At 61.3% G+C, this 23923-nt stretch carries 41 protein-coding genes and 1 tRNA gene; 41 read left to right on the top strand and 1 reads right to left on the bottom strand.

Features of this window, described 5'->3' with window-relative positions:
* Positions 1-834: 834 nt before the first annotated feature.
* On the top strand, positions 835-1353 hold the full coding sequence (locus tag AC6LJW_RS12035; protein WP_498087429.1) for a hypothetical protein: 519 nt from the start codon (positions 835-837) through the stop codon (positions 1351-1353).
* Between the two features lie 319 nt (positions 1354-1672).
* Here the strand turns inward: AC6LJW_RS12035 and AC6LJW_RS12030 are convergent, their stop codons facing one another.
* The gene (locus AC6LJW_RS12030; protein ID WP_498087428.1) at positions 1673-2470 is read right to left on the bottom strand and encodes a SprT-like domain-containing protein; all 798 of its coding nucleotides are present in this window, start codon (positions 2468-2470) and stop codon (positions 1673-1675) included.
* Between the two features lie 1388 nt (positions 2471-3858).
* On the opposite strand from AC6LJW_RS12030, the gene AC6LJW_RS12025 reads away from it, so the two are divergent.
* The 40 genes from AC6LJW_RS12025 (at position 3859) to AC6LJW_RS11830 (ending at position 23890) form a co-directional block, all read left to right on the top strand.
* A complete protein-coding gene (locus tag AC6LJW_RS12025) occupies positions 3859-4152 on the top strand; it encodes a hypothetical protein (protein ID WP_498087427.1) in 294 nt (97 codons plus the stop codon).
* Between the two features lie 72 nt (positions 4153-4224).
* On the top strand, positions 4225-4434 hold the full coding sequence (locus tag AC6LJW_RS12020; protein ID WP_498087426.1) for a hypothetical protein: 210 nt from the start codon (positions 4225-4227) through the stop codon (positions 4432-4434).
* A gap of 89 nt (positions 4435-4523) precedes the next feature.
* Positions 4524-4694 carry a hypothetical protein gene (locus AC6LJW_RS12015; RefSeq protein ID WP_498087425.1) on the top strand — a complete coding sequence of 57 codons (171 nt, stop codon included), beginning with the start codon at positions 4524-4526 and terminating at the stop codon, positions 4692-4694.
* Between the two features lie 16 nt (positions 4695-4710).
* Complete coding sequence (locus AC6LJW_RS12010) at positions 4711-4953, top strand: hypothetical protein (protein ID WP_498087424.1); 243 nt, start codon at positions 4711-4713, stop codon at positions 4951-4953.
* Positions 4938-5306 (top strand): hypothetical protein, encoded by a 369-nt coding sequence (locus AC6LJW_RS12005; RefSeq protein WP_498087423.1) that lies wholly within the window; start codon positions 4938-4940, stop codon positions 5304-5306. Before AC6LJW_RS12010 ends, AC6LJW_RS12005 begins: the two co-directional genes overlap by 16 nt.
* A 584-nt stretch (positions 5307-5890) precedes the next feature.
* Complete coding sequence (locus AC6LJW_RS12000; protein WP_498087422.1) at positions 5891-6556, top strand: hypothetical protein; 666 nt, start codon at positions 5891-5893, stop codon at positions 6554-6556.
* 42 nt (positions 6557-6598) lie between these two features.
* On the top strand, positions 6599-6871 hold the full coding sequence (locus tag AC6LJW_RS11995) for a hypothetical protein (protein WP_498087421.1): 273 nt from the start codon (positions 6599-6601) through the stop codon (positions 6869-6871).
* A gap of 44 nt (positions 6872-6915) precedes the next feature.
* Positions 6916-7179: a hypothetical protein gene (locus tag AC6LJW_RS11990; protein ID WP_498087420.1), complete on the top strand. Its 264-nt coding sequence runs from the start codon at positions 6916-6918 to the stop codon at positions 7177-7179.
* 42 nt (positions 7180-7221) lie between these two features.
* Positions 7222-7443: a hypothetical protein gene (locus tag AC6LJW_RS11985; protein WP_498087419.1), complete on the top strand. Its 222-nt coding sequence runs from the start codon at positions 7222-7224 to the stop codon at positions 7441-7443.
* 46 nt (positions 7444-7489) lie between these two features.
* A complete protein-coding gene (locus tag AC6LJW_RS11980) occupies positions 7490-7660 on the top strand; it encodes a hypothetical protein (RefSeq protein WP_498087418.1) in 171 nt (56 codons plus the stop codon).
* 81 nt (positions 7661-7741) lie between these two features.
* Positions 7742-7963, top strand: a complete 222-nt coding sequence (locus AC6LJW_RS11975) for a hypothetical protein (RefSeq protein ID WP_498087417.1) — start codon at positions 7742-7744, stop codon at positions 7961-7963.
* A gap of 306 nt (positions 7964-8269) precedes the next feature.
* A complete protein-coding gene (locus AC6LJW_RS11970) occupies positions 8270-8455 on the top strand; it encodes a hypothetical protein (protein ID WP_498087416.1) in 186 nt (61 codons plus the stop codon).
* 264 nt (positions 8456-8719) lie between these two features.
* The gene (locus AC6LJW_RS11965) at positions 8720-8944 is read left to right on the top strand and encodes a hypothetical protein (protein WP_498087415.1); all 225 of its coding nucleotides are present in this window, start codon (positions 8720-8722) and stop codon (positions 8942-8944) included.
* Between the two features lie 25 nt (positions 8945-8969).
* Positions 8970-9665, top strand: a complete 696-nt coding sequence (locus tag AC6LJW_RS11960) for a hypothetical protein (RefSeq protein WP_498087414.1) — start codon at positions 8970-8972, stop codon at positions 9663-9665.
* Positions 9666-9707: 42 nt separating this feature from the next.
* Entirely contained in the window at positions 9708-9923 is a 216-nt protein-coding gene (locus tag AC6LJW_RS11955; RefSeq protein ID WP_498087413.1) for a hypothetical protein, read from the top strand.
* Between the two features lie 41 nt (positions 9924-9964).
* Positions 9965-10141, top strand: coding sequence for a hypothetical protein (locus AC6LJW_RS11950; RefSeq protein ID WP_498087412.1), 177 nt, complete (start codon positions 9965-9967; stop codon positions 10139-10141).
* Between the two features lie 392 nt (positions 10142-10533).
* On the top strand, positions 10534-11253 hold the full coding sequence (locus AC6LJW_RS11945) for an NYN domain-containing protein (protein WP_498087411.1): 720 nt from the start codon (positions 10534-10536) through the stop codon (positions 11251-11253).
* 272 nt (positions 11254-11525) lie between these two features.
* A complete protein-coding gene (locus AC6LJW_RS11940) occupies positions 11526-11696 on the top strand; it encodes a hypothetical protein (RefSeq protein WP_498087409.1) in 171 nt (56 codons plus the stop codon).
* A 71-nt stretch (positions 11697-11767) separates the two neighbouring features.
* Complete coding sequence (locus tag AC6LJW_RS11935) at positions 11768-11968, top strand: hypothetical protein (protein ID WP_498087407.1); 201 nt, start codon at positions 11768-11770, stop codon at positions 11966-11968.
* 244 nt (positions 11969-12212) lie between these two features.
* Positions 12213-12737, top strand: coding sequence for a hypothetical protein (locus AC6LJW_RS11930; RefSeq protein ID WP_498087405.1), 525 nt, complete (start codon positions 12213-12215; stop codon positions 12735-12737).
* A gap of 108 nt (positions 12738-12845) precedes the next feature.
* Positions 12846-12919: transfer RNA gene (locus AC6LJW_RS11925), tRNA-Gly, on the top strand.
* Between the two features lie 104 nt (positions 12920-13023).
* Complete coding sequence (locus tag AC6LJW_RS11920) at positions 13024-13653, top strand: N-6 DNA methylase (protein ID WP_498087404.1); 630 nt, start codon at positions 13024-13026, stop codon at positions 13651-13653.
* 261 nt (positions 13654-13914) lie between these two features.
* The gene (locus tag AC6LJW_RS11915; protein ID WP_498087402.1) at positions 13915-14241 is read left to right on the top strand and encodes a hypothetical protein; all 327 of its coding nucleotides are present in this window, start codon (positions 13915-13917) and stop codon (positions 14239-14241) included.
* A 114-nt stretch (positions 14242-14355) separates the two neighbouring features.
* A complete protein-coding gene (locus AC6LJW_RS11910) occupies positions 14356-14913 on the top strand; it encodes a hypothetical protein (protein WP_498087400.1) in 558 nt (185 codons plus the stop codon).
* A 6-nt stretch (positions 14914-14919) separates the two neighbouring features.
* Positions 14920-15261, top strand: a complete 342-nt coding sequence (locus AC6LJW_RS11905; RefSeq protein WP_498087398.1) for a hypothetical protein — start codon at positions 14920-14922, stop codon at positions 15259-15261.
* 107 nt (positions 15262-15368) lie between these two features.
* Positions 15369-15743 carry a hypothetical protein gene (locus tag AC6LJW_RS11900; RefSeq protein WP_498087396.1) on the top strand — a complete coding sequence of 125 codons (375 nt, stop codon included), beginning with the start codon at positions 15369-15371 and terminating at the stop codon, positions 15741-15743.
* 456 nt (positions 15744-16199) lie between these two features.
* Positions 16200-16487 (top strand): hypothetical protein, encoded by a 288-nt coding sequence (locus tag AC6LJW_RS11895; protein ID WP_498087394.1) that lies wholly within the window; start codon positions 16200-16202, stop codon positions 16485-16487.
* 477 nt (positions 16488-16964) lie between these two features.
* Entirely contained in the window at positions 16965-17663 is a 699-nt protein-coding gene (locus AC6LJW_RS11890) for a hypothetical protein (protein ID WP_498087393.1), read from the top strand.
* Between the two features lie 43 nt (positions 17664-17706).
* Positions 17707-17910, top strand: a complete 204-nt coding sequence (locus tag AC6LJW_RS11885; protein ID WP_498087392.1) for a hypothetical protein — start codon at positions 17707-17709, stop codon at positions 17908-17910.
* A gap of 84 nt (positions 17911-17994) precedes the next feature.
* Complete coding sequence (locus AC6LJW_RS11880; protein ID WP_498087391.1) at positions 17995-18312, top strand: hypothetical protein; 318 nt, start codon at positions 17995-17997, stop codon at positions 18310-18312.
* A gap of 83 nt (positions 18313-18395) precedes the next feature.
* Positions 18396-18926 (top strand): hypothetical protein, encoded by a 531-nt coding sequence (locus tag AC6LJW_RS11875; RefSeq protein WP_498087390.1) that lies wholly within the window; start codon positions 18396-18398, stop codon positions 18924-18926.
* Between the two features lie 37 nt (positions 18927-18963).
* Positions 18964-19260, top strand: coding sequence for a hypothetical protein (locus AC6LJW_RS11870; RefSeq protein ID WP_498087389.1), 297 nt, complete (start codon positions 18964-18966; stop codon positions 19258-19260).
* A gap of 153 nt (positions 19261-19413) precedes the next feature.
* Positions 19414-20223, top strand: coding sequence for a hypothetical protein (locus AC6LJW_RS11865; protein ID WP_498087388.1), 810 nt, complete (start codon positions 19414-19416; stop codon positions 20221-20223).
* Positions 20224-20237: 14 nt separating this feature from the next.
* On the top strand, positions 20238-20450 hold the full coding sequence (locus AC6LJW_RS11860) for a hypothetical protein (protein ID WP_498087386.1): 213 nt from the start codon (positions 20238-20240) through the stop codon (positions 20448-20450).
* A complete protein-coding gene (locus AC6LJW_RS11855; RefSeq protein ID WP_498087385.1) occupies positions 20443-20661 on the top strand; it encodes a hypothetical protein in 219 nt (72 codons plus the stop codon). The genes AC6LJW_RS11860 and AC6LJW_RS11855 overlap by 8 nt, the downstream gene beginning before the upstream one ends.
* Positions 20658-21143: an ead/Ea22-like family protein gene (locus AC6LJW_RS11850; RefSeq protein WP_498087384.1), complete on the top strand. Its 486-nt coding sequence runs from the start codon at positions 20658-20660 to the stop codon at positions 21141-21143. Before AC6LJW_RS11855 ends, AC6LJW_RS11850 begins: the two co-directional genes overlap by 4 nt.
* Before the next feature lie 48 nt (positions 21144-21191).
* Positions 21192-21455, top strand: coding sequence for a hypothetical protein (locus tag AC6LJW_RS11845; protein WP_498087383.1), 264 nt, complete (start codon positions 21192-21194; stop codon positions 21453-21455).
* A complete protein-coding gene (locus tag AC6LJW_RS11840; RefSeq protein ID WP_498087382.1) occupies positions 21456-21737 on the top strand; it encodes a hypothetical protein in 282 nt (93 codons plus the stop codon).
* Between the two features lie 117 nt (positions 21738-21854).
* Positions 21855-23156, top strand: coding sequence for a hypothetical protein (locus AC6LJW_RS11835; RefSeq protein WP_498087381.1), 1302 nt, complete (start codon positions 21855-21857; stop codon positions 23154-23156).
* Positions 23156-23890: a hypothetical protein gene (locus AC6LJW_RS11830; RefSeq protein ID WP_498087380.1), complete on the top strand. Its 735-nt coding sequence runs from the start codon at positions 23156-23158 to the stop codon at positions 23888-23890. The genes AC6LJW_RS11835 and AC6LJW_RS11830 overlap by 1 nt, the downstream gene beginning before the upstream one ends.
* Positions 23891-23923: the final 33 nt, after the last annotated feature.

The following is a 23923-nucleotide window of genomic DNA, read 5'->3' as shown; positions in this document are numbered from 1 at the left end:
GGTAGAGACAGAAATGGAGGGGGGGGGGTACAGGGGGATGCAGAGCAAGCGAATTCGCATCGGAAATCGGACGCTGAGACAGCAATCGGGGCACCAACATGTGCTCGCAACTGGCCTCTAACATGCTCAACTAACGGCGCTTAGGTGCTCAACTATCGAAGCGCTTAGGTGCTCAACAAAGCGCATAGCGTTTCGGGTATTTTGGGGCGAGAGTGCCTTGGTTTAGGCGGTGCGGGCATGTGGCGAAAAGACCGTGGCGCTCGCCATCGCGGACCGTGCGGGCGAGTGGCGGGGGCCAGAGGATTGCGGTCGATTCTTGTGGCGAACTTGCCTTGCCGAGCTTGGCCGGGTTCTGCGGCGAGTCGCTACGCTCGACGGACGACGAGCGTCCTATCGCATATCGAACCATAGGAAGGCTGGTTAGGTTTGCCTCTGTTCGTAGCTTTGGGTCGGCTTTCTTCCGCGTCGCGTCCATCGGTCATCCATGCTGCGCATCGGCGCTCAGCTACCGACCAAGGGCTGGCGGGTTGGCCTTACCGAGTAGCCCTAGCGGGATCTGCGGATTGTCCAGGGATGCCGCTGCTGGCGATCCGTTGCCATGTCCGGCAGCTTGAATTCCTCGGACTAAGCCCCTGCAAAGGAGGGGGGGGGTAGGAGGGGGGCGCGGCTCGCTGTTATGCCCCACCGTTCCGAGTTGCGCGCCCCCGCGTTCGCATGATCGGCGCGGGGCGCACGTCCAGCGCTGGCTCTCACTGCGCGAACTCGTTCTTGCGCCCCCGGACTCGTATACGGTTTGGGGTATCATCACCGCTTAATCATCGTAATCAGTTTGGGGTGGGGGTTATCGATTTGGCAGACGGTGTATTCGAGCGCCATAAAGAGGCATTCCTGGCCAATTTCGACACGCTGGAAAAGATGGTCCAGAAGATCGATTTCGCGCTCAAAGAGCTGGACGATTTCATGGATGCTCTTCAGCCCCAAGGCCTCTCCGGAAAGATGCGAGTAGCCTTCGTGCAGAACCGGGACGGGTCGGTCCCGGAACTTAGAATCATGTACCGGAAGAAAGGCAACGTCGGCTGGTTCTCCAAGCGAGTGACGCGAGGTTGGGGGTCGCGTTCCCTGAAACGAACCGGGCTGTTCGAAGAACACTACGAAACGGTGAAGGTGATTTGCACGACTGCCGAGGCGCTGATCGCAGAAAGGGCGCACCTCATGGTACGGCTGCGCAGTGTCAGTTCCGGCTTCCGCGAATCGGTCAAGACAGCCTCAGCCCGAGTCGAAAAACTGGACGCTCTGTACGTGCAACCGTTCAGTCGCGCTTTCAAGGTGAGCGCCGAAAAGGTGCCCGAATAGATCGCCGCCACGGCGAGTTCGCAGACTCATCGAAGCGTCCTTCAGGGGACGCTTTTTTGTGGGCGCTCAGGACGGAATTGCGCTGCTCAGTATGCTCAACTTATTTCGGCGGTTTAGTTGAGCATGTCCGATGGTCAGATCAATCGGTTTGCGCCCCCTCTAATCAGTCGGACGGCATCATCCAGTTAGGGCCGGTTTGACCACTGCAAAGACCTTTCCAAAGACCTTCCCAAAGGCGCTGCCGTTCTTGACCAGGGGGAGGGCCATTGCGCCCCCTCTTCTTTGCGGAGGTTTGGTCGGCGCAGGTTGAGCCGCCTGCTCAGTAATCCGCTTCGGCCTGCAAGGGCCGGTTGCCGCAGCCGTCGTTGCCGCAATTGATCTTCAGGCCGCGCTTGCCCCAGCACTGCTGCGAGCAGGTCATGCAGATGAACTTCACGCGGTTCGACGAGTTGTAGGGTTCGGTCGAGCCACCAAGCGTGATGAGCACAGGCCCAGGCTCGACGGGGTGCGTGGACCGGGGCGTGGCGACGGTGGTCCCGAGCGGCATGGCTGCCGCGCCCCCGGTTGCCGTTCGCGTGTTCGATGCGATGAACCGCGCTTTGTCGGTTGCCCGACGCGCTCGAAAGGTGTACGGGTCATGCCACGCGAAGTCAAAGCCTTCGGCGATGAGCTGTTTCGCCAGGATGTCGAATCGCCCGCCTTCTTCGATGTAGTGGGTCATGCTTTGCCCCGTGCGCTTGCCGCCCGGCAGGCCCGTGTCGGACGGGATGAGGCCGCGCTCCAGCATGTAGCCGGACCACTGCTTGTCGTGATAGCAGCGCCGCGACTCTTCCCCGAAGTCGGATTGGTATTGATGGCACATTTCGTGGACGAGCGTGGACAGGTTCTGTTTGACGCTCAGCTCGTGAAAGCTGGCCGGGTTCAAAGCGATCTGATGCGTCTTACGCTTGCCATCGCTGGAAACGAACTTGTTCTTGGCGAAGTAGCCGCGAAAGCGAACATGGCTTTCGAGCGTGAACAGCGGGGGAGTGAGCTTGCCGTCGAAAAGGTGCTCGTTGAAGAAGGAATAGGCGCGTTGCAGTTCGGGGTAGGTGTCGATGGTCGGGGAAGAGGCCACGGATACTCCGCTGTGTTGTATTGTGCAATGCAATTTTAATTGAGGCTGCTGTTTTTGCCTATGTCCCAATGGGCTTTTTGCCCCCTCCAAAGACCCTCCAAAGACCTTTTCAAAGACCCTTCCAAAGTACGGTGGCATGCGGTGCGGCGGGGATGCGAACAAGCACTGGAGAATGCCGAGGTTGCTTGCCGGGTGCCGACGTAAGCTACCGATCAGGGGCACCAGCCGCTCTGCACGAAGGCCGGGCGCTGCGTTGATGCGCATTCGTGAACTCAGCCGTTTTGGTGCGTAATTGTTCCGACCGATTTCGTGTCGTCTTCGCTTTTTCCCAAGCAGGTTGAATTCCATACATGGCCACTCGCTTTGGCAGGCCTGTGCATGAAGATGCGGCGTACGTATCTGCCTCTTCGTCGGTTGGTACGGGACGCTATGCACCTGGGGGCTTATGGGAAGGGATCGATACGGACGCTTGTGTCATTGCCCTTATCTCTCAGGGATACGCTCTCGCTCTCTTTTGCCTCGTAATCATTGCTGCCCATTTTTGACACTACTGACGCTTCGCTTCAGGTGGAGCAGGCCATGCATGCTTTCCTGTCGCTCTCCCCTGTGTCGGGGATTCGGCCTATGGGTCAGCATGCCACTCTCCTGCATATGGCAATCGCTATGGGGGCAATGTCGCCGCCTGTCTGACTGACGCTGAGGCAAGCCGCATGGGTGTGTGCGTGCCTGCGCTCAGTGATCGTGTCGCCTCTGGACTGGTTGGACCCATTGGTGCTCATGCCGGGTTCTGAGGCAACGGGTGCTCTGCCTTCCGAGAAGCGCGCGGACGTGCCTCGGGTTGATTTGCTGTATCCGGCCTGTGTCTGCCTTCTGCGTTTTGAGACTAGGCTGCCCCCTCCTGGCCCCCTCGCTCTTTGTGATGGTCGAGATCTCCAGGCGTGGTACGTCTGCGTGGCTATCTAGCCTTTACCGCTGATTCGGTCGTTGTCTATCCTGGCGTAAGGTATTCAGCGTTCTCAACAAGGTGTTGCCTGATCGAGGCCTTTTTCCCTTACAAGGGAAATGATTTGTCGAATGGGTCGGGCCAAATTTTTTGAGGGGCGCTCTGCCGGGCGGACGACGCGCTCGACGGGAAGGGCGCGATGGGTCTGATCGCCTTGCGCTGCCGGGGCGCTTTCGTGGACTGCCGTGGGGGAAGAGGTGGCGGCGTGATGGCCGGAAAGGCAACCCTGACAAAGAAGAGGGGGAGCGCGCGCCTGGATGCGGCATCGCGGGCACGCGGACGATGCTAGGCCGTGTCGCTGGATCGCTTTGGCGGCGCTTTGCGAGCGGGGAAAGAGTGTTGCGCGGCGTGCATGGGCAGGCCAGCGCGCGCCGCATGAGTTATAATGACTGTTCTGATCCCGATTGCCGCACCCGGGATCGCGACCGCGATAATGACCGCGCCCAGGCATCGCCGGGGCGTCTTGGAGCCGATGGCCATGACCGGATTTGACCTTGCGCGTGCGATGCGCGCCGCCAAAGGGAAGATCGCAATCCCGATGAACGCGGGCGAGCAGATGCCCTACATCTTTGCCGAGAAGCGCGATCTGATCGCCTGGGCGACCGGGATGGGGGATGCCGAGACGGGCATGACGCTGGAGCCTGACGGCGACACCTTCATGCTTACCAGCGCCGACTAGCGCGGGTGGCGCTGTAGGCTGTACAGCCGACGCCGCCCACCAATTGCAAGCTCTCAAACGGAGTCAATGACCATGGCAAAGAAGATCACCGAGGAACACGCCCAGCGGATCCAGCAATTGTTCGGGAACTGGCACCAAGCGCAGCAGTCCTTGCGCTATCACGGTGCCCAGAAAGACGGCTACTCGCAGGAGCGAGTGCGGGAAGCGAACGACGCCGCCACGCGCGCCAGCAATGCGCTGGCCGACGAGTTCGGCATCGCCACCCCGCGCCAGGACGACTGATCAGCAAGCGGCTGGGTGGCCACCTCTTCGCCGCCCAGGACGCATCCATTTCCCGCCCGGCTCGCCGGGACCATCGGAGCGAAGCAACTATGAGCGAACACCAGCTCTGGCTTAACCGCCAGTCCACAAGCTTTCAGGCGGGCTATGACGCCGCCGCCCTCGGACAGGCACGCGACAAGGCCCGCGCCGCCGACTGGCTTCGCGGCTTCGATCAGTACCAGGGCGACATGGCCGCGAGCGAAGCGGCGCAGTTTGCTTGAGCCGGAGGAAGGCACCATGGCAAAGAAAAAAGTCTCTCGTGACGCCCTGGACGCGCTGGACAGCAGCACGGACTACACCGCCGAAGCGTTCGACAACGGGGGCGGGTATTTCATCGGTGGCCTGGACGGATCGGCTTTGTTCTCCCGCAAGGAAGACGCCGAAGCCGTCGCCGCCGCGATGAACCTCGCGAAACACTGGCGCAAGATGAAGCGCGCCGCCGAACGCCTGCAAGGCGAGCTGTCGTGCTTCGACCTGTGAGCGGTCAGGACGTGGCGGGCGATTTCAATCCGAATCCCGGCACCACGCCCAGCAGCACAGACGCGGGGGCGCTGGGGCAGGCCTTCAGTGAGCCGGGGCAGGGCTGGGCCGATATCCCGGGTGTGGCGCGCATCCAGGCCGACGACGACAGCATGACCGTAGACTTCACGAATGGCCGGACTGCCACGGTCCAGCGCTGTCCAATCTCGCGAATGCTGGGGCGGGACTTGTTCAACCTGCTGACGCCGCCTGTCGCTGGCGCGGCAAAGCCTGTGTTTGCGGTGCTCGTTCGGTCGCGCACGGCGGAGCAAATCGTTGCCGATCTGACGCAGATGGCGCGGCAGGGGCGCTAGGCGCGATAGGGCAGCTCCCAGCGCCATATGCTGTGACAGCATGAGACACGCTTGCCCAGCGCCCCGGCGATGCCCACAGAGCATCTGGCCGTCTTCAGGTTGGCCACTGCGCTGGATGCCGAAGCGCCAGGATGCCGAAGCGCCAAATGGTCCCCCATCAGAATGTCGGTCGCCCAAGGCAAGAAACGGCTCGGCATGGCATAACTATCTATGTCTTGGGCCGCCGCGCCGCTCGGGCGAGAAGGACGCTCGGGAAAGCCGGTCGGCAAGGGCGGTCGGGCAGCCAGGATCGAATGCTGGGCCGTAGCTTGCACCTGGGCACGGTCCGCATTCGCGCCCGGGGGCGGCGCGCCAAGAGCGAGCCGGGCCGGACCGCGCCGCCGCCATCGATGGGCGTGCGCGTCAGTGGCCATGTAGATGCAGGCCGGGGGCGGCGCAGCCAGGGCGGCCCGCGCGCATCGAAACTGTTACGGGCGGGAAGGGCACGGTAATACCCGGCGATATGGGTTAAAATAATGTCTGTTGATTGATTTCGCGGCAGACCGCCGCCGCCCGGCAAGCTGCGCCAACGGAGCCACCCAGACATGACCACCACCAAGAAAATCCAGCTTCGCGGCCATTGCCAATGCTGCGGACGCATCCAGGCTGTTGTGGATGGCCGCATGAGCAAGCACGGCTACGAGGTGAAGGAACGCGGCAAGGGTGGCTGGTTCAGTGGCGTTTGTGGTGGCCACGTCTACGCGCCCCTGGAAGTGGAGCGCACCGTCACGGATTCGCTCATCCGCTCCATCCGCAAGCAAGTCGTGGATCTGCGCGCTCATGCGGTCGCGCTGGAAAGCGGCAAAGCATTTCCCGACACCGCGCGCTCTGGCCGACGCGTCCTTGACGAGAAAAAGCGCGGCTATGTGGATGAAATGGTGCCTTACGCACAAGCGCCCGAGCACCACCAGATCAGCGCGCTCGAAAGCGCTGTTTGGGAAACGAAGCGCCGCGCCGAGCTGGGCGAGCGCACCGCCAATGATCTGCAAGCATTGGCCGACCGCGTTCATGGCCAGCCGCTGCAAGAGGTCGAGCGCGCTGAAGCCCCCGCGCCGCTGGTCAAGGGCGAGCAGCGCAAGGATCAAAGCGGCAACGTCCTGACCTTCAAGCACACCGAGGGGGCGCGTGCCTACTACACCTGGGAGCGCGACGGCAAGACCCGCACGAGCTGGATGGCCACGCGTTCCTGGCGCGCGCTGGAAGCTGCCTGATCAACCGCGCCCGGCTTCTGCGGGGCCACCGGAGAACACACGATGAATAAAGCTCGCCGTCAACAACTTGCCGCCATCGTCGCCCGTATGGAAGAACTCAAGTCGCTCGCCGAGTCGATCAGGGACGACGCCGAAGCCCTCAAAGACGAAGAGCAGGAATATTTCGACAACATGCCCGAAAGCTTCCAGCAAGGCGAAAAGGGTCAGGCCGCTGAGCAAGCGGTGTCGCAAATGGATGACGCTATCAGCGCGCTTGACGATATCCAGTCTAGCTTTGATGACGCGATCAGCAACCTCGAAGCCGCCGCCGAGTAATCACACCCGCTCTGGTTCGCCGGGGCTGCACCGGAATCAACGACATGGCGATCTCTTACAAAATCCTGGGCAGTATCAACAAGGCCGATGGCGTTCGCCCTGTTGTCGCGACCGTGTTTGTCTCCGATGAGTGCATTGCGCAATGCCGCAAGAGCGCAGAGGAATCCGGTCTGTCGGTGCCCGACCAAGAATCCGACGTTGCTTTCGGCATCTTCGAAGACCGCTACGAATCCGCCCTGAACAACGCAGGCTACACCTACGAGCAAGCGGTAGCAGGCGGCTTTGACTTCGAAGAAGTTCAACACTGACCATCCCAGCCCTGGCGGGCCGGGGCTATCGGAGCAAACGACATGCAAGACACTTCGCACCTGTCCGCCCTGAATGTCCGACTTGCGAACGAGTCATCGCGCCTGTCGCGAGCCGTCAAGCAGTCGGAAAAAGACATGCGCGCCGTCTGGATCAAGCAAATCGAAAAGGAAATCGCAGACGAACGCGCCCGCCTGGGAATGCCGCCCGAAACGCCCGTTTCGGACATGACGGACGACGAATTGCTGGCCGCGCTTACCGCCTAACAACCCGCCCCGTTTCGTCGGGGCAGCACGACCCGGAGCAATGAACATGGCCAAGAAACTCACCCTGTGGAGCAAGCGACACAGCCACGCGCGCGGCAATTTCTGGCAGGCCGAACGCGAAGTGACGGAAGAATCGGCGCAGCAATGGCTGGCTGTCTTCCGCTCGGATGAACCCGGCGTGTTGTTCCTGGTGAACAACCGCAAGCCCGCCGCCTAGCAACCCAGCCTGCTGCCCGAACCTGCGGCTCGCGGGGAATTCGAACGCGACTGAACCACGCTTTACCCCGAAGGAACGACGATGAATCACGACTGGTACGAACGCCGCAACGAGCTGGAGGCCGAAATGGTCCTGCGGCACGTTGACGGCTCGCTGGTGAAGCTGGACAGGCGCGTCCCGGGCGATGGCACGAAATGGTATGTCGCCACCTGGAATGGCGGATGGTCCTACTACGACGACACCATTGAGCCGTGCGACCTGATCGGTGAACCGCTCGCGGACCCGGCTGCGCACGCTGCCTGACGCCTGCGCCCGGCTCGTCCTGGTCGAAGCGCGCGTACAGGCCTGTGATCGCAGCAACGAGCTGTAGCCGGGGGCGCGCATCTAGCCGCGCAGGGAAGGCCGGGTTGCCGCCCAAATCCCGCCCACTTAGTACGCAGTCGCCAGGGAGAGAAACGGATCGGCATGGCATAACTATCTATGCTGATTCGGAAGAGCCCATCGAAGAGGGCGGGCCGGAGACATAGCTCGCTCACCAGACAGCATCAACCTTCGTCCGCAGGCGGGTCGAGGCGGTCGCTGTCGCACATCCACACCGAGGAATAGCCCATGAATGCACACCATGAACCCACGACCAGCAAGGCCACCGAAACGCGTGCCGCGTGCCAGCGCTGCGACGGCGAGCTGCTGGCGGACGGCCTCTGCCAGGACCAAACCTGCCCGTTCAGTGACCACACGCAGGACAACGACCGTGGATGGTCGGGACACCCGGAGCGCGACAGCACAGCCGCGTGACTCTTGCACAGGGCGCGCTGGCGCACAGCGGTGCCGCCACCTAGGGAGCCTGCCCAGCCTTTCTTTGTGAGGGTCAGCCTGTCGCCCGGGGGCGGGCGCTGCTCACGGACTGCGGGGGCGAACCGCGCCATTCACTGCGCATGGGGATTCGGTGGGGGCGGCAGCGCCAGCTTGGCTAAATCGCATCGAAACTGTTACGCAGGCGCGCACCCGAAGCGCAACGGGCATATATGGGTTAAAATAATGTTTTGGATGAGGAATGCCATGCAGGTAGCCGCCTTCTACACCAGTGCCATCACTGGCACGGAAATTGAGAATGTCCTGTCCATCGAGAACGGCACCGTGGAGTGGCGCAACGTGGAGTCGGGGCGTCGCATTTTGAATTCGCCTACGTGGCGTGCAGCCGACCTGAAATCGCACGACTTGGATTCCTTGGACTGGTTCGAGCGTGTCTATTCGGACATGAAGCCGCGTTTCGCGCTGCGCTAGTCCGTCGCCCACGCCCGCCCCCACCGTGACCACACCCGCCCGCAGGATCGACATGACACCCGAACACACTCAAGCGCTCAAAGCCCTCAGCGCGGCGCTGACCACCGCGACCGAATGCGGGGCGCTCGAATGGGTCTGGCTGGGGTACTGCCGCAATCCGGACAGCATCAATGATGTCTGCGATGCCGTGGAAGCGGCGCTTGCGCAGCCCGAAGACAACGAAGCGACCCGCCGCACCGGGACCGCCGCGAATGATCGGCTCGCCGTCCACAATTTCCAAAGTTCCGGCCAGGCCTATGACGCGACCCAATCTGATCCCGCCGTCAAGAAGGGCGATGTGCTGGTGATCGAATCCGAGGGCGTCGTGGGCGTGGCGCATACGTGGCCCTTCGCCGTCACGGAGAAGTGTGGCGAGCTTCACCAGCTTGGGGCCGACAACGACGAGATCCGCAACGAGCTGGGCAAGAGCATCCTAGCCGCCCAGGTCGTGGCCAAGGGTCTGGGCCGCAAGTACGTTCAAACGCCTGCATCTGGGGTGGGCGTGGGAGACTTGATCGACTTCTTGGAAGTCATCCGTATCGATGTGCGCGAGAAGGGCACCAAGATGACTTTCCACACCAAGGACATCCGCACGGGTGAAGAGGCGGCTACGCCTGTGGCGTCCAGCGATGACCCTTTCGTGGTGCGCCGTTTGATCGAGCAGGCCGCGCCCGAAGCATAACCACCCGCCCGGATCGACACATCAGCATTGGAGCGCATCGCCATGAACATCCACCGCATCACGACCTTCGTTTTCGACACTGGCGAGTACTATGTCGCTCACACTGCTGGCGGGGGCGCTGCGGTCGGTATGAACAACCTCTGCCACTTGCGCGTACCCGCAGGGCACGATCTGGCCGCGCAAATCCTGGCGCTCACGCCGGATACCGTCGAGGCCTTTGTCGATGCGCAGATCAGCGCTGGGCAGATCGCTATCTAACAGCTACGCCCCGGATAGCCGGGACCATTGGAGCAGGCATCATGCTGACGCAAGAATTGAAGGTTGCAATCGAACACGCCAATACTCGCGGCGTGGGGCAATTCCATGTGTGGGATGGTGTGGCCCTTACGACGTGGCACAGCTTCAACACGGCAATCGCCGTTGCGCGGAAGGTGAAGGGTTCCGCTTACAACATGGACGCCAAGCGAATCGCCTAATTCATGCATGGTGAGCCTTGCCGGGCGGGGCGCAGCTTGTGGCCAGACTCGCCCGTGCGGCGCTCAAGATGCCGGGATTGCAAGGTCGGCAAGCGCCCCCTCACCGGATAGCCGGTCGCTCACTGCAAGATGTGGATCGCCAGGGCATAACTATCTATGCCTCAACGCGCGGGGCCATTTAACAGGGCGCGATCTGCGCGTGTGCGCCCAGCATCGCCTGTGCGGCAGGTAGTCCTTCTCAGTAGGCGAGCGCATAGGCAGCTCTGGCCGGGGGCAAACGCCCTGTCTTGAAAATAGACGTATTTAGATACAAAATGGCACGGCTGCCGAGTTCCCTGGTGGCGTTAGCGCTTGTTCCGATTCATGGCTGGTCCACTGGAGTTGCGATACAAATGTCGAGTGCAGATACCCCACGCCTTGCGGTCTTGATCGATGCAGATAATGCGTCCGCAGCGATGGCAAAGCAGTTGCTGGATGAGGTGGCCAAGTACGGCCTCGTCACCGTCAAACGAGCCTATGGTGATTGGACGACGCCGCAGCTTGGTAGCTGGAAGGTCGAGCTTCATCGCCATGCTATCCAGCCGATCCAGCAGTTTGCCTATACCCAAGGCAAGAATTCGACGGATTCCGCCTTCATCATTGACGCGATGGACTTGCTGTACGCAGGCAATGTGGATGGGTTCTGCATTGTGTCGAGTGACAGCGACTTCACTCGTCTAGCCACTCGTCTACGGGAATCCGGGTTGGTCGTGTACGGCCTCGGAGAGCGCAAGACGCCCGCGCCATTTATCGCGGCTTGCGACAAGTTCATCTACTTCGAAGTGCTGAAGAAGTCCGCACCGAACGGGCAGTCGGGTGTGGTGTCCGGCGTGCCTGACCTTCCGCCCTTGAAAGAGCTTCTGTGTACCGCCATACGGGAAACGGAGAGAGATAGCGGCTGGTCCCGCTTGGGGCGTGTCGGCGGGTACATCGTGCAGACGCATAGCTCGTTCGATCCGCGAAATTATGGCTACACGAAGCTTGGCGACTTAGTGCGTGCGCAGGCGTACTTGGAAGTTCGCGATCATGAGATTTCCGGCACCAATCACTTGGAAGTCAGGGTGCGTCCATAGCCAATCAGAAGCGTGCTGTGGCCGCTCCGCCTGATCACGGCGTGACGTGGGTCCAGCGCGCTGTGCATGCAGTGGCGTGGTTTCTGCTTTTCAGGGCGGGCGAGGGTGCAAGCACGGCAACGGGTGATCCGTCGCCCCCTTGCTTTGTGAAGGTTCGAGGGATTTGCGGGGCCGGAACGGTCGTGATGAACTAATAGGTGTTCTCCGGGGGCGCAGCCTCCTACAAATCTTCCAACATGGGTTATAATAGGGTATCTATTGGAGAGCTAGACATGACCCTTGCGATGTTGCTGCAAATTCTGGTCGAGGCCGAGGGCCGATGCGCGGACAAAACGCTTCCCGCAGATGTGCGCGAGCGGTCCGCTGAGACGGTATCTCTCTGCAAACAGCGGATGGCACAGGAAGGCTGGACGCGCTCGCAGTTGGAGGCGCTTGCCGCTTAAGCGGTGGTGGCGTCGAGCGGACGCCGTTTACTTACACGCCCCCGGTTCGCCGGGCAGAGCCAAGGACAAGCATGAAGTTCACCAACAAAGATGGCAGCACGACGGATCACCGCAAGATGCGCCGCGTTCTCGCGCGGACCTGGAAGTGCTCGCAGCGCATCAGCAAGCTGGTCGGGGCAGACGATGCCGCGCGCAAATTGGAAGCGCTGTGCCGTCGCGATCTGCGACGAGTCGCCAGCCGTCCCAGCCAATACTGCGTCGGCCCGGCCTGACCGCCGCCCCCCGGTTCGCCAGGGCAGCATGAGAAGCGAATTGAACGACATAGAGTTCGCAGTCTACGTGAGCACCGGTTTTCATTACGAATACTTCATGACACTTTGCGCGTCATCCGCACACGCGGCCCGCAAAGAGTTCAAACGACGGTACGCTGGCGACCATCGCACGGAAGACTTTCGAGTCAGCCGCATCACCTGATCACAGGCCCGGAATGCCGGGCCAGCACCTGAGCCAATGAACATGAACAAGCCCAAGATTCTCGACATGCTGCGTGCGGAAGCGGTTTTGCAAAGCATGACCGCCTTTCACGCCCTCGGCGGTCGGATTGCGCGCATGGCGGTCGCCTTGCCGACAGGCAGCGCGAATACAGCGTTGACCATCGAAGAGTTGCCGGGGGGCGAAATCGTTCTGACGTGGCGTGATCAAACGCTCCGCACGCAGAGTGAGAACTACCCCGATTTGGCTGCCTTTGCCGATGCCTACGGCCTGCGGGCGCGAAGAGCGGAACTTGCCGAAGTCTCGGAGGTTCAGCGAGAGGCGGTTGCGAGCGCCAATGCCCACCTGAACAACGCCGTGCTGCCCACGATCAGGCATCTGATGCGCGCACTGCGCGCCGGTCCCTCGCTTCTATACGGCGTCGGCGAGCAGCAGCGAAAGGACGATTTCGCTTCCGGCTGGGTGTCGGCCATGGGACACGTCTGGAATGCCATGCGGGGCACGTTGAACACCCAGCGCGCGATTGAGGACGATGAGGAAAAGGCCTAGTGGCCCGATAGCCTGCCGGATGGGCGCGGTGTGATCTTTCCGGGCTATAGGGAAGGGCAGGCCGTGCAATTCCCGGGGGCGCGCCCTGCGCTGGGCGATTGAAGATTCGCGGGTGTAGCTCAATGGTAGAGCAGCAGCCTTCCACGCTGACGACCGGGGTTCGACTCCCCGTACCCGCTCCAGTACATACCTGAAGCCTTGATCTTTCTGGTGAGGCGCGCCCTCACCAGCGAGGCATTTCCCTCGGGCGCAATGCACCGCGTTCACTGGCAGAGGCGACGATAAATTGAATTCCAAAACCACAGCCCTGTTGCGCAAGGCATTGGCCCTGGTGGAGCAGACGCGCTATCGGATCGGAACACGCGACTTCCTGCACCTGTTCATCGACACCTGGGCATTCCGGCAAACCGGCATGTATCCGCCGAACGCGGCATTGCCGCAAGACCTTGACGGCATCGCAATGGCGCTGTCTGACGTGCTTGCCCAGGCGCTGCGCTCGGAGCCTACTGCGGATGTGCTGGGAGCCTTGCTGAGCGAATTTCGGTTCGATCAGAAGGGCACGAGCTTCTTCCCCACGCCCCCTGAGATTGGCCAGCTCATCGTTCGCTTGGTGGGTCAGGCTGAAAGCCGCACCTTCTATGAGCCGTGCTGCGGCACGGGCGGGGTCGCCCTTCAATGGCTGGAAGGCCTATACGAAGCCCAAGGGCCGGAGGGCATCAAGGCTGCGAGCCTGCGACTTGAGGACGTAGATCCCATGATGGTCAAGTGCAGCCTTCTTCAGCTTCTGTTCTACTTCGAATCGCGAGACGCCAGCCCCGCGCAAATGAGCATTGTCGGGATCGATGTGCTGACGCGGCGCTCGGCGGGAGTCGCCTATTACGCGACGGCGATGCAAGAAGCTTTGGCCTTAGCATGAGCGCTGTCCGCCGCTAGGAGGCCACGGACGAGGCCTGCTCCGCCTGATCGGCTAACGAGGCAGCCGGGCTGTCCTGAAGTCGCGGGGCGCGCATGGGCGGGGGGCGGCTTTCCAACTAGGCCGCGCCGCTCAAAACTGTTACGCGACGCCGATGCCGGGCAAAACCTCACACGCCTGGGTTACAATAAGGTCTTGTGGTGAAGGGCTTGCGCGACTGACTGCGCCGTCTTCACCCCCGAATCACCCACGAGGAAATCTTCCATGTGCGCCCCCAACGACCCTGCCAGCGTCAGCTTGCCTGAGCCGAAACCGGATACCGCTGCCGGAGTCGTGGGAGCCTGCGCGGAAATCCCTGGTGTGAGCCGGATTGAGGCGAAGGCCGGGCAAATGATTGTCCATTTCGCGGATGGTCGGCGCGCCACGGTTGAACGGTGCCCACTCGGTACTTGGTCGGGAAAGGAGCGGTTCAACGTGTGGATCGACCCCGCATCCGACACGCCCAAGGATCCTTTGAGCCGGATGGCCCCTTCTCTCGCGCCAGAAGAAGTGATTGTGCTTTTGAAGAAGATGGCGGCAGAGGTGCGGTAGCACCTACTAGAATCGCTCGACTGGGTTGCCGAGATCAAGTCGGACATCCAAGAACGTGACGCTCTCCGTTGACAACCTTTCCCCGGCTGCCGGGGTTGACCGGATGGAACGACCATGACGACAGACCAACTGAATGACCGTGAGCGCAGCCGAATCGGCTTCGTTGCGCTGAATGGAGCGACCATGACGAAGGACGAACTGTATTACCGTGAGCGCAGCCGAATCGGCTTCGTTGCGCTGGAGGCCGTTGAAGCCGCAGCTTCCTTCACCGGGTTGACGGGCGATTCACTGCGAGAGGAAATCGGCGAGATCACCGCCAAATGGCGCGAGGATCTGGCCGCGCTGCGCGCTCGGTTTAACGTCAGTGCGGAATCCTCCCCCAATCAAGCCGCGTCCGAGGGTGAAGAAGCGGCTCCGACCGAGGTCCAGCTCGAAGCGGTAGCGATTGCCAACGCTCACCTGAACAACGTCGCGCTGCCGACCATCCGCGACCTCGAAGCCGCCGTTTCCGTTGGCCCGTCCAAGGTGATCGGGTATGACCCGGATGGTCAGCGCCAAGAGGACTTTGCCTTTGGCTGGAATTCGGCCAAGGAACAAATCTGGGGCGCAATGCGCGGCACCATTCTGACGCAGCGCGCCATCAACAATGCCGAGGACGAGAGCGGGGGCTGACCGCAAATGACCATTCACCACTTCACTGACAGCGCGCTGGCCTGTGAAAAGGCCACGGTTCACCACACCTGGGCAGAACGCGGGGGAGCCGCCGACGTGAAGTTCTGCGACACGTTGGTCATTGAGTCCGAGGCGGTCGTGGCGGTGGCGACGATGTATCCGTTCGCGGTCACGATGGAGCAGGGCGATTTCTACCGCTTCACCTGGGACGAACCTGTTTCCGACCCGGCGATACTTCTGAGCCTTGCGCAGGGCATTCGCGCCGCCGTAGAGGAAGCCCAACGTCGCGGGTTCACGGTCAATCCAGCGTATTCCGGCTTCCATGGCTTCGCATCAAGCAATGCTTGAACGGCGGGGTAAAGGTTCCCCGCCTGTCGCCGTTGAATACAAGGAATTGCCCTTACCGCAATGAAATGGCTCCGCGTAGAGTCACTACTTAGAAGAAGGTTTCAAAGATGAAAAAGCGCACGACAGGCGGCAAATCAGATCTCTCCCAAACCCAGATGAGAAAGCGGCTTTCCGCTGCGGGATATCGGGGGCGGGCCTTGCGTGAAGCGCTGGATCGCGTCGCGGCGTTGCGCGCTGGCTGGGATGGTGGCGGGTACACCGTTTTGCGCTGCGATGAGTCCGCGCTTCGCGATGCGGTCGGAAGTAAGGCGTACAAGCGGCTGGTGGCGTGGCCGGTTGTGCCGCGTGTGATGCTTCACGATGAGTTGGGGTGCTTCTCGGATCCTGGGCTTTGGAATCTAGCCAACCGGGCGGGCAGGTCCGATCTGGTTGTCACGCGCTTCATCCATGATACCGCTCAGCCACCCGAGACAGCGGCTTGAGCGCCCCGCTTTTTAAGAAGTGGTGATGGCACTCCCTAATCTGTCCCGATCAGCCTCTACCGTGTACCCGAGCCGCAGCAGGGCATTTCCCGCAGCGACATTCTTTACCAGGGACGCAGAGTTCGCGTACATCCGAAGCGTCCAAGCAGGGTATGGCGACCCGTGCGGCATCTGCGTCTGCCCAGCAGAGAGCTTCTGGCTGCATCAAGAAGGCGTCCGGCATCCTGCGCCTCAATCCTGATGCGCCCCCCCGGGGGCGGTTGGTCCCGCCCCCTTTCTTTGCTGGGGTCTGGTAGCTCGTGCTGCGGCTCTATGCGGCAATCTCGGGCTGTTGGCGGGTGAAGCCTTGCTGGTGTCTGGCCAGCATGGGTGCTGGTCCTCAAACCGATTATTTCCGCCAGCCAAATTGGACCGCTTGAAATACACTCAACCCCTTCACATAGCCGAAGGAAAGCCATGAATCGCTTCACTGCTCAGCCTTGGGAGACTGCTACCCAGTGGTTCACGGGTAGTCCTCGCCATCTGTACAACAAAGCGCTGCACGCGCATCGAGGCGGCGATGCGGCCTGGGGCGTCATGTCCACAGGCGAAAAGGTCGCCGTGGCCGTGGTCTTGAACCGCTTCGACTGGTTGCAAGAATTGGATTACACCATCGCCGAGGCGCTTGAGCGGATGGAGGACGAATGGGTGGCCGCTACTCCGCGAATCGCTCACCTTATCGCAAGCGGGACAGAGATCGGCTAGGCTCCGCGAATCGCGTTGAATCCAGGGAGGCAATGTTGGTATCCAACTTCGGGCATTACTGGCTATCGGCCTGCGCCTTCACTTACGTGTTTTCGTACTTTTGGGACGTTCCAAGGCTTCGCAAAGTCGTCATCCTGGCTGGGGCTGCCGGGTGGCTGGCGTGGCAAGTTTGGGACTGGCAAAGCTGGTATTCCGCTTTTGCGCCCTTGTTTGACACGAAGGGCAGGGAAGGGACTTGATGCCCTGCGTTGCGCACTGACTTTCGCTGCGATTGGCTGGTGCTCGCAGTGTGGGCGCTCCGTCCGGGCGGTCGCAGATTTACGCCGCTTGCACGGGATGAGTTATAATAAAGTCATCGCTCGATCAGCGGGCGCTGCGACGGTCGCCGCCTGACGGGCGGCGCTTAAACTGTGGCGAACTGTCTCGGAATAATTACGACCGACGACGCAGCCAAGCCACTGACCAAAGGAATGGGGTATGAAAGTTTGGACCGCTATGCTCAAGGGCAACTTCAAAGACGACCGTCGAAAGCTCACGACGCCGGGCGAATTGCACGTCGTGATGAGCGGGCAGGAAGTCACGTCCGGTCGTGGCAACCCGGGCGTTGAAGAATCCGCGCCCCTGGTGGCGCATTTGGCCTTGGGCGTGCAAATCACGAGTCCTGATGAGGACAGCTTCGAGTTCGTGACGACGCTGGCGGAATGCGAGCGCGCTGGCATTCCCGTTTCGACGGCACCGAGCGAGTTCCAGACAAGCGCACCGGGCGCGAGCATTGTCGGCGACATGGCCTTTTTCAACGCTGGTCTGGAGCGCGCTGCCGCCCTGGCTGAAGACATGAACAGCCACGGCGCATTCATCGCCGAAATGATCCGGGATCTTGTGGTTCCGGGGGCGGAAATCGACGCTCTGCCGAAGCTGGATGACCGGGCCAGTTACTCCGCACAGGCGGTCCGCCGCCATGTGGCAGCGGCCTTGGCCTCAGTGCGTCCGGATATCGCCGCCCGTGAGGCCGTCACGCCGACGTTCGGAGGCATGGTGGCGAAGATGACGGCAAGCGAGATCTCCGCCCTGCACGAATGGAGCAAGGGCCAACTCGGCTCAGTCGGACACGTTGATGTGTCGCTCTGGCCGGGATGGAGCACCTTATCTGATCGGGCCGCTCGAAAGGGCGATTGAACATTCACGCGGTGCGCTCCAGCAGGGAGCATCAACAGGGGAAATGATGACCAACGATTCGGAAAACACCGTGTTCGAGCTGGACGACGGCCAAGAGGTCGGATGCTACTTCTGCATGAAGAACGGCAGACACACGTCATTCCGCAAGGGGGAAGCCTATCTGGCTGGGCCGACTCACTCACCCTGCGATGGCAATGCAAACTTCATCTGCAAAGAGCACTTGGACGAAGACGCTGTGGTGGGGTGAACCCTCGGCGTCGCTATGAGGCCGGGAGCGTCGCACGCATCAACGTCTCTCGTCGCCGCATCGAGTAGGTACAACGGGAAATCTATGGAACCCGAACAAAGATTCGCGTGGATCGAAAAGTGGTTGCGACAGAACGAAGATCCGACGTTCGGCAAGGCTTGGGCCGATGTGCTCAATCAGGGCTTTGTGGATGCCTACCTCGCTGCAACGAACGCAAAATTCGTCCCGATGCCATATGGCGCTCACAAATGCACCCAGCTCGGGCGTGACCTGGGGGACATGTGGAAGAAGAGCCGCTTGACGCGGGTTGTGACTTCCATCAACGGGATGGCAGGCATGGGGTATCCCAAATGGGTGTATTCGTACAGGCTGCCAGGGGCTGCAACGCCAAGCCCGCCTTAAAGTGTCAACGGTGTCGGCACAAATGTTCGCCGAAATCCGGCTTCACACTGCTGCAACCCGAACACAGAAAGGAGTATCACGATATGCAAACCACCAAGCTGTACGACAAGCAGACAGGCAAAGAAGCCGTTACTTTGCGGCCTGACGTGACTGCCGCTGACATTCAATTTTTCTGCGAAAAGAACCGGTTCGAGTTCCATGCGATGGGTTGCCCGGAAGGGACTGGGGGCGAAGGCTGGAACGATTCGGCGGTCTTTCGTGTCGGCACTATAGAATTTCCGTCCAGGGGCGTGACGATTGCTCTGGACACCGTGGCGGAGTGGACTCGCGCATGGGGTGAGATCGGTGCCGAAGTGCTGGACGGGGGCGTCTACCTCTATCACAAGGGCGGCCTTTTCACGACGATCTGCGAGGCGACGGAAGAAGGAACCGGCAAGCGGCTCATCGTCTACAGGGACGAGGGCGGCAAGTGCCACGCGCGGGCTTGCGAGGACTTCTTCAGGGTTGTCAAAGACGACGCGGGAAGATTGGTTGCGCGCTACGCGATTATGTATGCGCGTCCGCATGACCAGGGCGCTCAGGGCGCAAATGCACAAACGAGCAAGGCAGCATGAGCCACAAGCAGGCATTCTGAACTTCGCAGGAACGACCATGGTTACGATGAGCGACCCATTTCGCCCCCGCGTCGAACCTGCCCGGACAATCTACGACGCATTGATCGTCGAAGCAGGCAAGCGCGGTAATCGGATGCCGGAAGTCTGGATCGAGGCGGAGAAGCAGGCCGTCCTGAAAGCCGCACAGGATTACGCCGCGCAGCGCGGGCTTACCGCCCCGACCCTCGCACAAGTATCGATGGCCGAAGCGCTGGCGTGTGGTCACACCGACTACGCCGCACAGTGGGCATACGGTGTCGCTCGCCTGCTGGACATGCGGATTGGGCAGCCCTGATCGTTGGGTTTATTCAGCGCTGAATCCGCCGCGAGTTTGTAACGCGCACAAGAAACAGGGGGGCGCGTCTCTTAGCTATGGGTTAAAATAGATACACAAATGCGGCGCTGTTCGATTGCTCTGATCGCGCCGCCCCATACCGCTAGGATGACCATGCAACCTCAAGCCATCGCCGCGCAGCCTGACCGTCACCTGGAGCCGTGCCCGTTCTGCGGTTTGCCGTTGTACGCCTTGTGGGATCGAAAGAACCCCAAGGCACGCTGCCGCACGGAAGGTTGCAAGGGGGCGCAACTGCCGACGTTGAACCTTGATTCGGCGGAAGATATCGCCGCATGGAACAAGCGCGCTCTTCCGCCGAATCAGGCCGAGTCCGCCACGGCCCAGAAGCCGATCCAGCTCAGCGCTGAAGTTTTCGCATACCTGAAGGAAGGTGTCGAAAGCGCCACGCAATGCGAGCAGGCGGACGTGGATTGGGATTTCGCCAATGAGCTTCTGCGCCTGATGCACGAGCCGCTGTATACGGCCCCTGTCGCCCGTGCCGCTGGCGGTGCGGTCTTGGCGTGGATGCACGAAGAGCATTCGACCCTGATCGTGTCTGCGTCGCAGAAAGAGGCGTCGGAGCGCGATGGGGGCGCATACGAGTCGTCGCTGCGCCCCTACACCATTGCCTTGGGACGCTTCGCAGCGCCGCAAGTGACCGCTCCCGCAATCGGAGAGGCGGTGCAAGCTGCACGGTGGCGCTGGATCCTGCCTTACCTCGAAATCGAGTCGGACAACGGCGAAGAGCTTGGGCGCTGGCACACCTCGATCACTTTGAAAGACGGCCAGATCGACGTTCCAGGCTCTCCCTACCACACGCTTGTCGAGCAAGGCGTGGATGCGGCGATGTGGCCGCACCGTCCGCCGCGCGCATCGCGCAAACGTGCGCGATCGCTGGCGGGTTGGATCAAACAGAAACGCTAAAAAAGGAGGGCGCGATGGCGCTGCCGAAGATGCCGATTTGGACCGAGCTGGTGTGCCGCTTTTGCGCGGACACTGGCTGCGGGGAGTATGTTGATGGACAGCGCGACCGCACGAAGTTGCGCAAGCAGGCGCTTGCCGAGGGTTGGTTGTTCGCGCACGACGACGTGTTCTGCCGCAAAGATTGCCTGTCGCGTCATGAGCGCGAATTGGAAGAGCAGCGTGGGTAAGCCGAACGAATCCGTGGGGCGCGTGAAAGACTTCGAAGGCGATGTTCATTACGAACCGGACGGGCTTTCGGGAAACGTCACGCTTTGCGGGCGAACCGACTGGATCGGTGTGCCCGCCGCGAAACCGACTCAACGTCCGGTCAACTGTACCGCCTGCAAGAGCATCGTGAGCTGGGTGGCGCTGATCATTGCACAGGAAGGCACGAAATGAGCCAGCAGGAAAACCTCAACCTTGCAAAGAATGTGGAAGTGTCCGACGAAGACCTTCTGCGCATCTGCCAGCGTTTCAGCCCCGGCCAGGATCTGGACTTGGCCAAGGCGGTTCGCGATGAGGTTGTGTCCCGGCAGGCCGCATCGGTCCCGCCCGGCACGCCCGCTGCCGTAGGTAGTGCGGATCAGGGCGCGGGGGCGCTACCCGAGTGGCTGGATCTGACTGCGCTGCGGCGGCGTGCGGAGCGGGCCACGGGCGGGGAGTGGAAAACGTTCATCAGGGAGCAGAGCAATACCTTTGAAGTGCAGCTCGCCCCCAGAGAACCGATCATCCACTGGATGGGCTTTGAAGGCCTGGACATGTCGCGCAAGCAGAAAGCTGCCAACGCCCGCTACATCGCCGCAGCAGGGCCGCGAACGGTCTTGGCTCTGCTCGATGCCCTGGTCGCGCTCCAATCGAGTAACGCAAAGACGACGGTTTGATCTGCGCGGAGGTTGATAGACTTTTCCTTTTTCACCCTTGAGCCTTCTATGCCCGTCCTTCTGCGTATCTTCGTTCTTTTGGCACCACCTTGCCTCTTCCTTGCCGGAAAGCTGCCGAAGTTGACCGAGTTCGTTTTTGGCGAGGCCCAACGCGGTCCTTCTGGAACCCCGTGGGCGGACGCCGCGCCGCTATTTATGTTCGCTCTTGACCTCGCAATTTACGTGGCCGTCGGTCTGGCGCTTGGCATGGCGTTAACGCCTGACGCGCCCACCGAGGCGAATCCGGATCATTCGCCAGGACAGGAGAAATAAATGAGCGAAGTGTGGTTCCGGGTCAAACCGTGGAGCGGGATTGCGTCTATCAAGGCTGAGACGTTTGAGAAATCCACCGACAAGTTTCTCTTTCACGAGGGTGGGCAGCGCACGGCCAAGATCACCGAGTTTGCGTCTTACTACCCGACCTGGGATGACGCACGCAAGGCGCTTTTTGAACGCGCTGAAAAGGATCTCGTGGAAGCGCGCCAGAGCCTCGACCGGGCCGAGACTTTTCACGCCAACGTTCGTGACATGAAACGCCCGGAAGGCGACTCGTAGCATGCCGAATCCCGAGAGGGCGCGCCGCATGAAAACAACCTGATGCGGTAGCTCCCTTTCTTTGCGCGGGTTGTCGAAACGTCGCGCCCCCACAAGAGTTTCGTAAGGAATCATCAAATGAGCGTACAGAAGGCTGCACGTCGATCAAAGTTGACCGATACCGAACTGCTTCAAATCGGGGCGCAGCACGGACGCCCGAGCGTGGCCTACCTGCCCGTGTGGCGCGCCATCGAAGGCGACCTGCTTGAGAAGCTGTGTGCCCGCGAAAGCGAAGCGCTAGTCGTCGAGCGCATGGCGCGCGCCATGGCCAAAGCGTCGAGCTGGGACGGTTGGGACACCGCAAGGACGCCCGCCCAAACACCGAACGGCAATGATCCGGAAGAGGAACGCAACTATTGGCGAGACATGGCGCGCGCAGCGCTGGCCAGCGTGCCTGCGGTCGATGAGCAGGAGGACTTTGAGCAGTGGTGCCAGATCAACGAGTATGACTGCACGCATCGGCTCGATGGCACGGGCTACAACAATGACGCGACCCGCAGGGCTTCAAGGGCGTGGCATGAGCGGGCGTCGAGAGCTGCGCTCATCAGCGCCCCTGCCTCCGACGAGCGGGCGGCGCTGGCCGATTTGCTGGACTTCGTGGATAGCAGCACCTGCGTCCATGAAAGCACGCATCGCGGCGGAGCAATTTGGACCATTTGCGACGGCTGCGGAATGAAGTGGGCCGACGATGAGGGCGGATTCGTGCCCCACCAGGACGCGCCCGCCGTCGTCGCTGCCCGCGCAGCCCTGGAAATCGCCCCTGAAGTGGGTGGGAGCGTTGCCATCCGACGTGCGCTTGAAGGCATGCGGCGATGGTTCGGAAAATGGCCTGAGTTGGTCCCCGCCAACGACAAAATGGCAGACGCGATCCTGGCTGTGGCCGCAATGAACGCGATATCGAAGCAGGACGATGCCGTCAATCTGGCGGGTGCCCGCGATGTGGGACCGAGGTTGCAATGGTCGGCTAATGTGCTCTATCACGCGATCAAAGAAGTGTTGCTCAATCATCGGCTATCGAATCGGCAAACCGACGACGGCGACTTCTTCCCTCTTGTCGATCACCTCTGCGACGAAGGGGCGCACACGACCGAAAGCGGGGAATTTGAGGTCGCGGTGATGTGTGATGCGATCTTCAACGACGTGCTGACGAAGATCGCGCCCGCAGGCCTACAAGTCGTGGGGTATACCACTGGCATCCATTTCCGACCGCGCCTATTGGAGCAAAGCATCATTCTGACCCGGGATCCGCAGCCGGATCATGGCTTCGTCCACGCGGTGTATGCGGCGTCCCCGTCCGCCGCGTCCGAAGTCTCTGCTGCGGCAGGGGTTCATCGATCCGATGATGCCGCCCCCGCGACCGACACCACCGAGGCAAAGTAATGACCGACCAAAACGACGCGGCCCTTCAGCACGCCGAGGACTGGTGCGCAGCCGCAGACCGCTATTTCGGAGCCAATCCGAGCCTCGACACCATGGAAAACCGGCGCATCTACTCGGTGGGATTCGACAATGCTTACACCCTGCTGTCCAAGCAGCGCGCCCGCGTTGCCGCAGATCAGGCGGCGAAGGAAGGTGAGTCGTTGCCAGTTGTGGCCCGGCTTTACTACGGTGGCTCGCCATCCCGTCGCTACAGGCGTGCGAGCACGCAGCCGGGGCCGGGTGAGCCGTTGTGCTTTGTGTCCGATGCCGACGCAATGCTCCGGCGCAAAGATTGGCGGATCGCGGCGCTCGAAAAAGAATTGTCCGACGCTCTGGCAAGCGCCCGTGTAGCCAAGCCTCTGTTCTGGTATCGCCCGTGCAGCGATGGGCTGTACGAAGGGCCGCACCGCCACAACTCGGGCCTCGGGAAGATGCTGCGCGCCGAGAAGCCCGACCAGTGGAAGCCGCTGTTCGACCATGCCGCGCCCAGGGCCAGCGAGGCGGTTGGTTTGCGTCAGGCTATCAGTACGTTCGGCTCGAAGGTCTTCAAAGCACTTGACGCCATAGCTAGGGCCGATGGGCCGGACACGCGAAAGGAAGACGACCCGGAACTGATCTATCGGGAGCGAGTCATGGACGAAGTAGTGCGGATTCGACAGGCATACGATGAATTCTCACAGCAGCAGGAGGGGTGATGGAACTCGACCGTACTCAGGAGCGGCAGAGAT

The sequence above is a fragment of the Achromobacter sp. 1012554356 genome, from assembly GCF_059760815.1.
The sequence above is the reverse complement of the archived record's forward strand: the minus strand, read 5'-3'. Positions and strand labels throughout refer to the sequence as shown.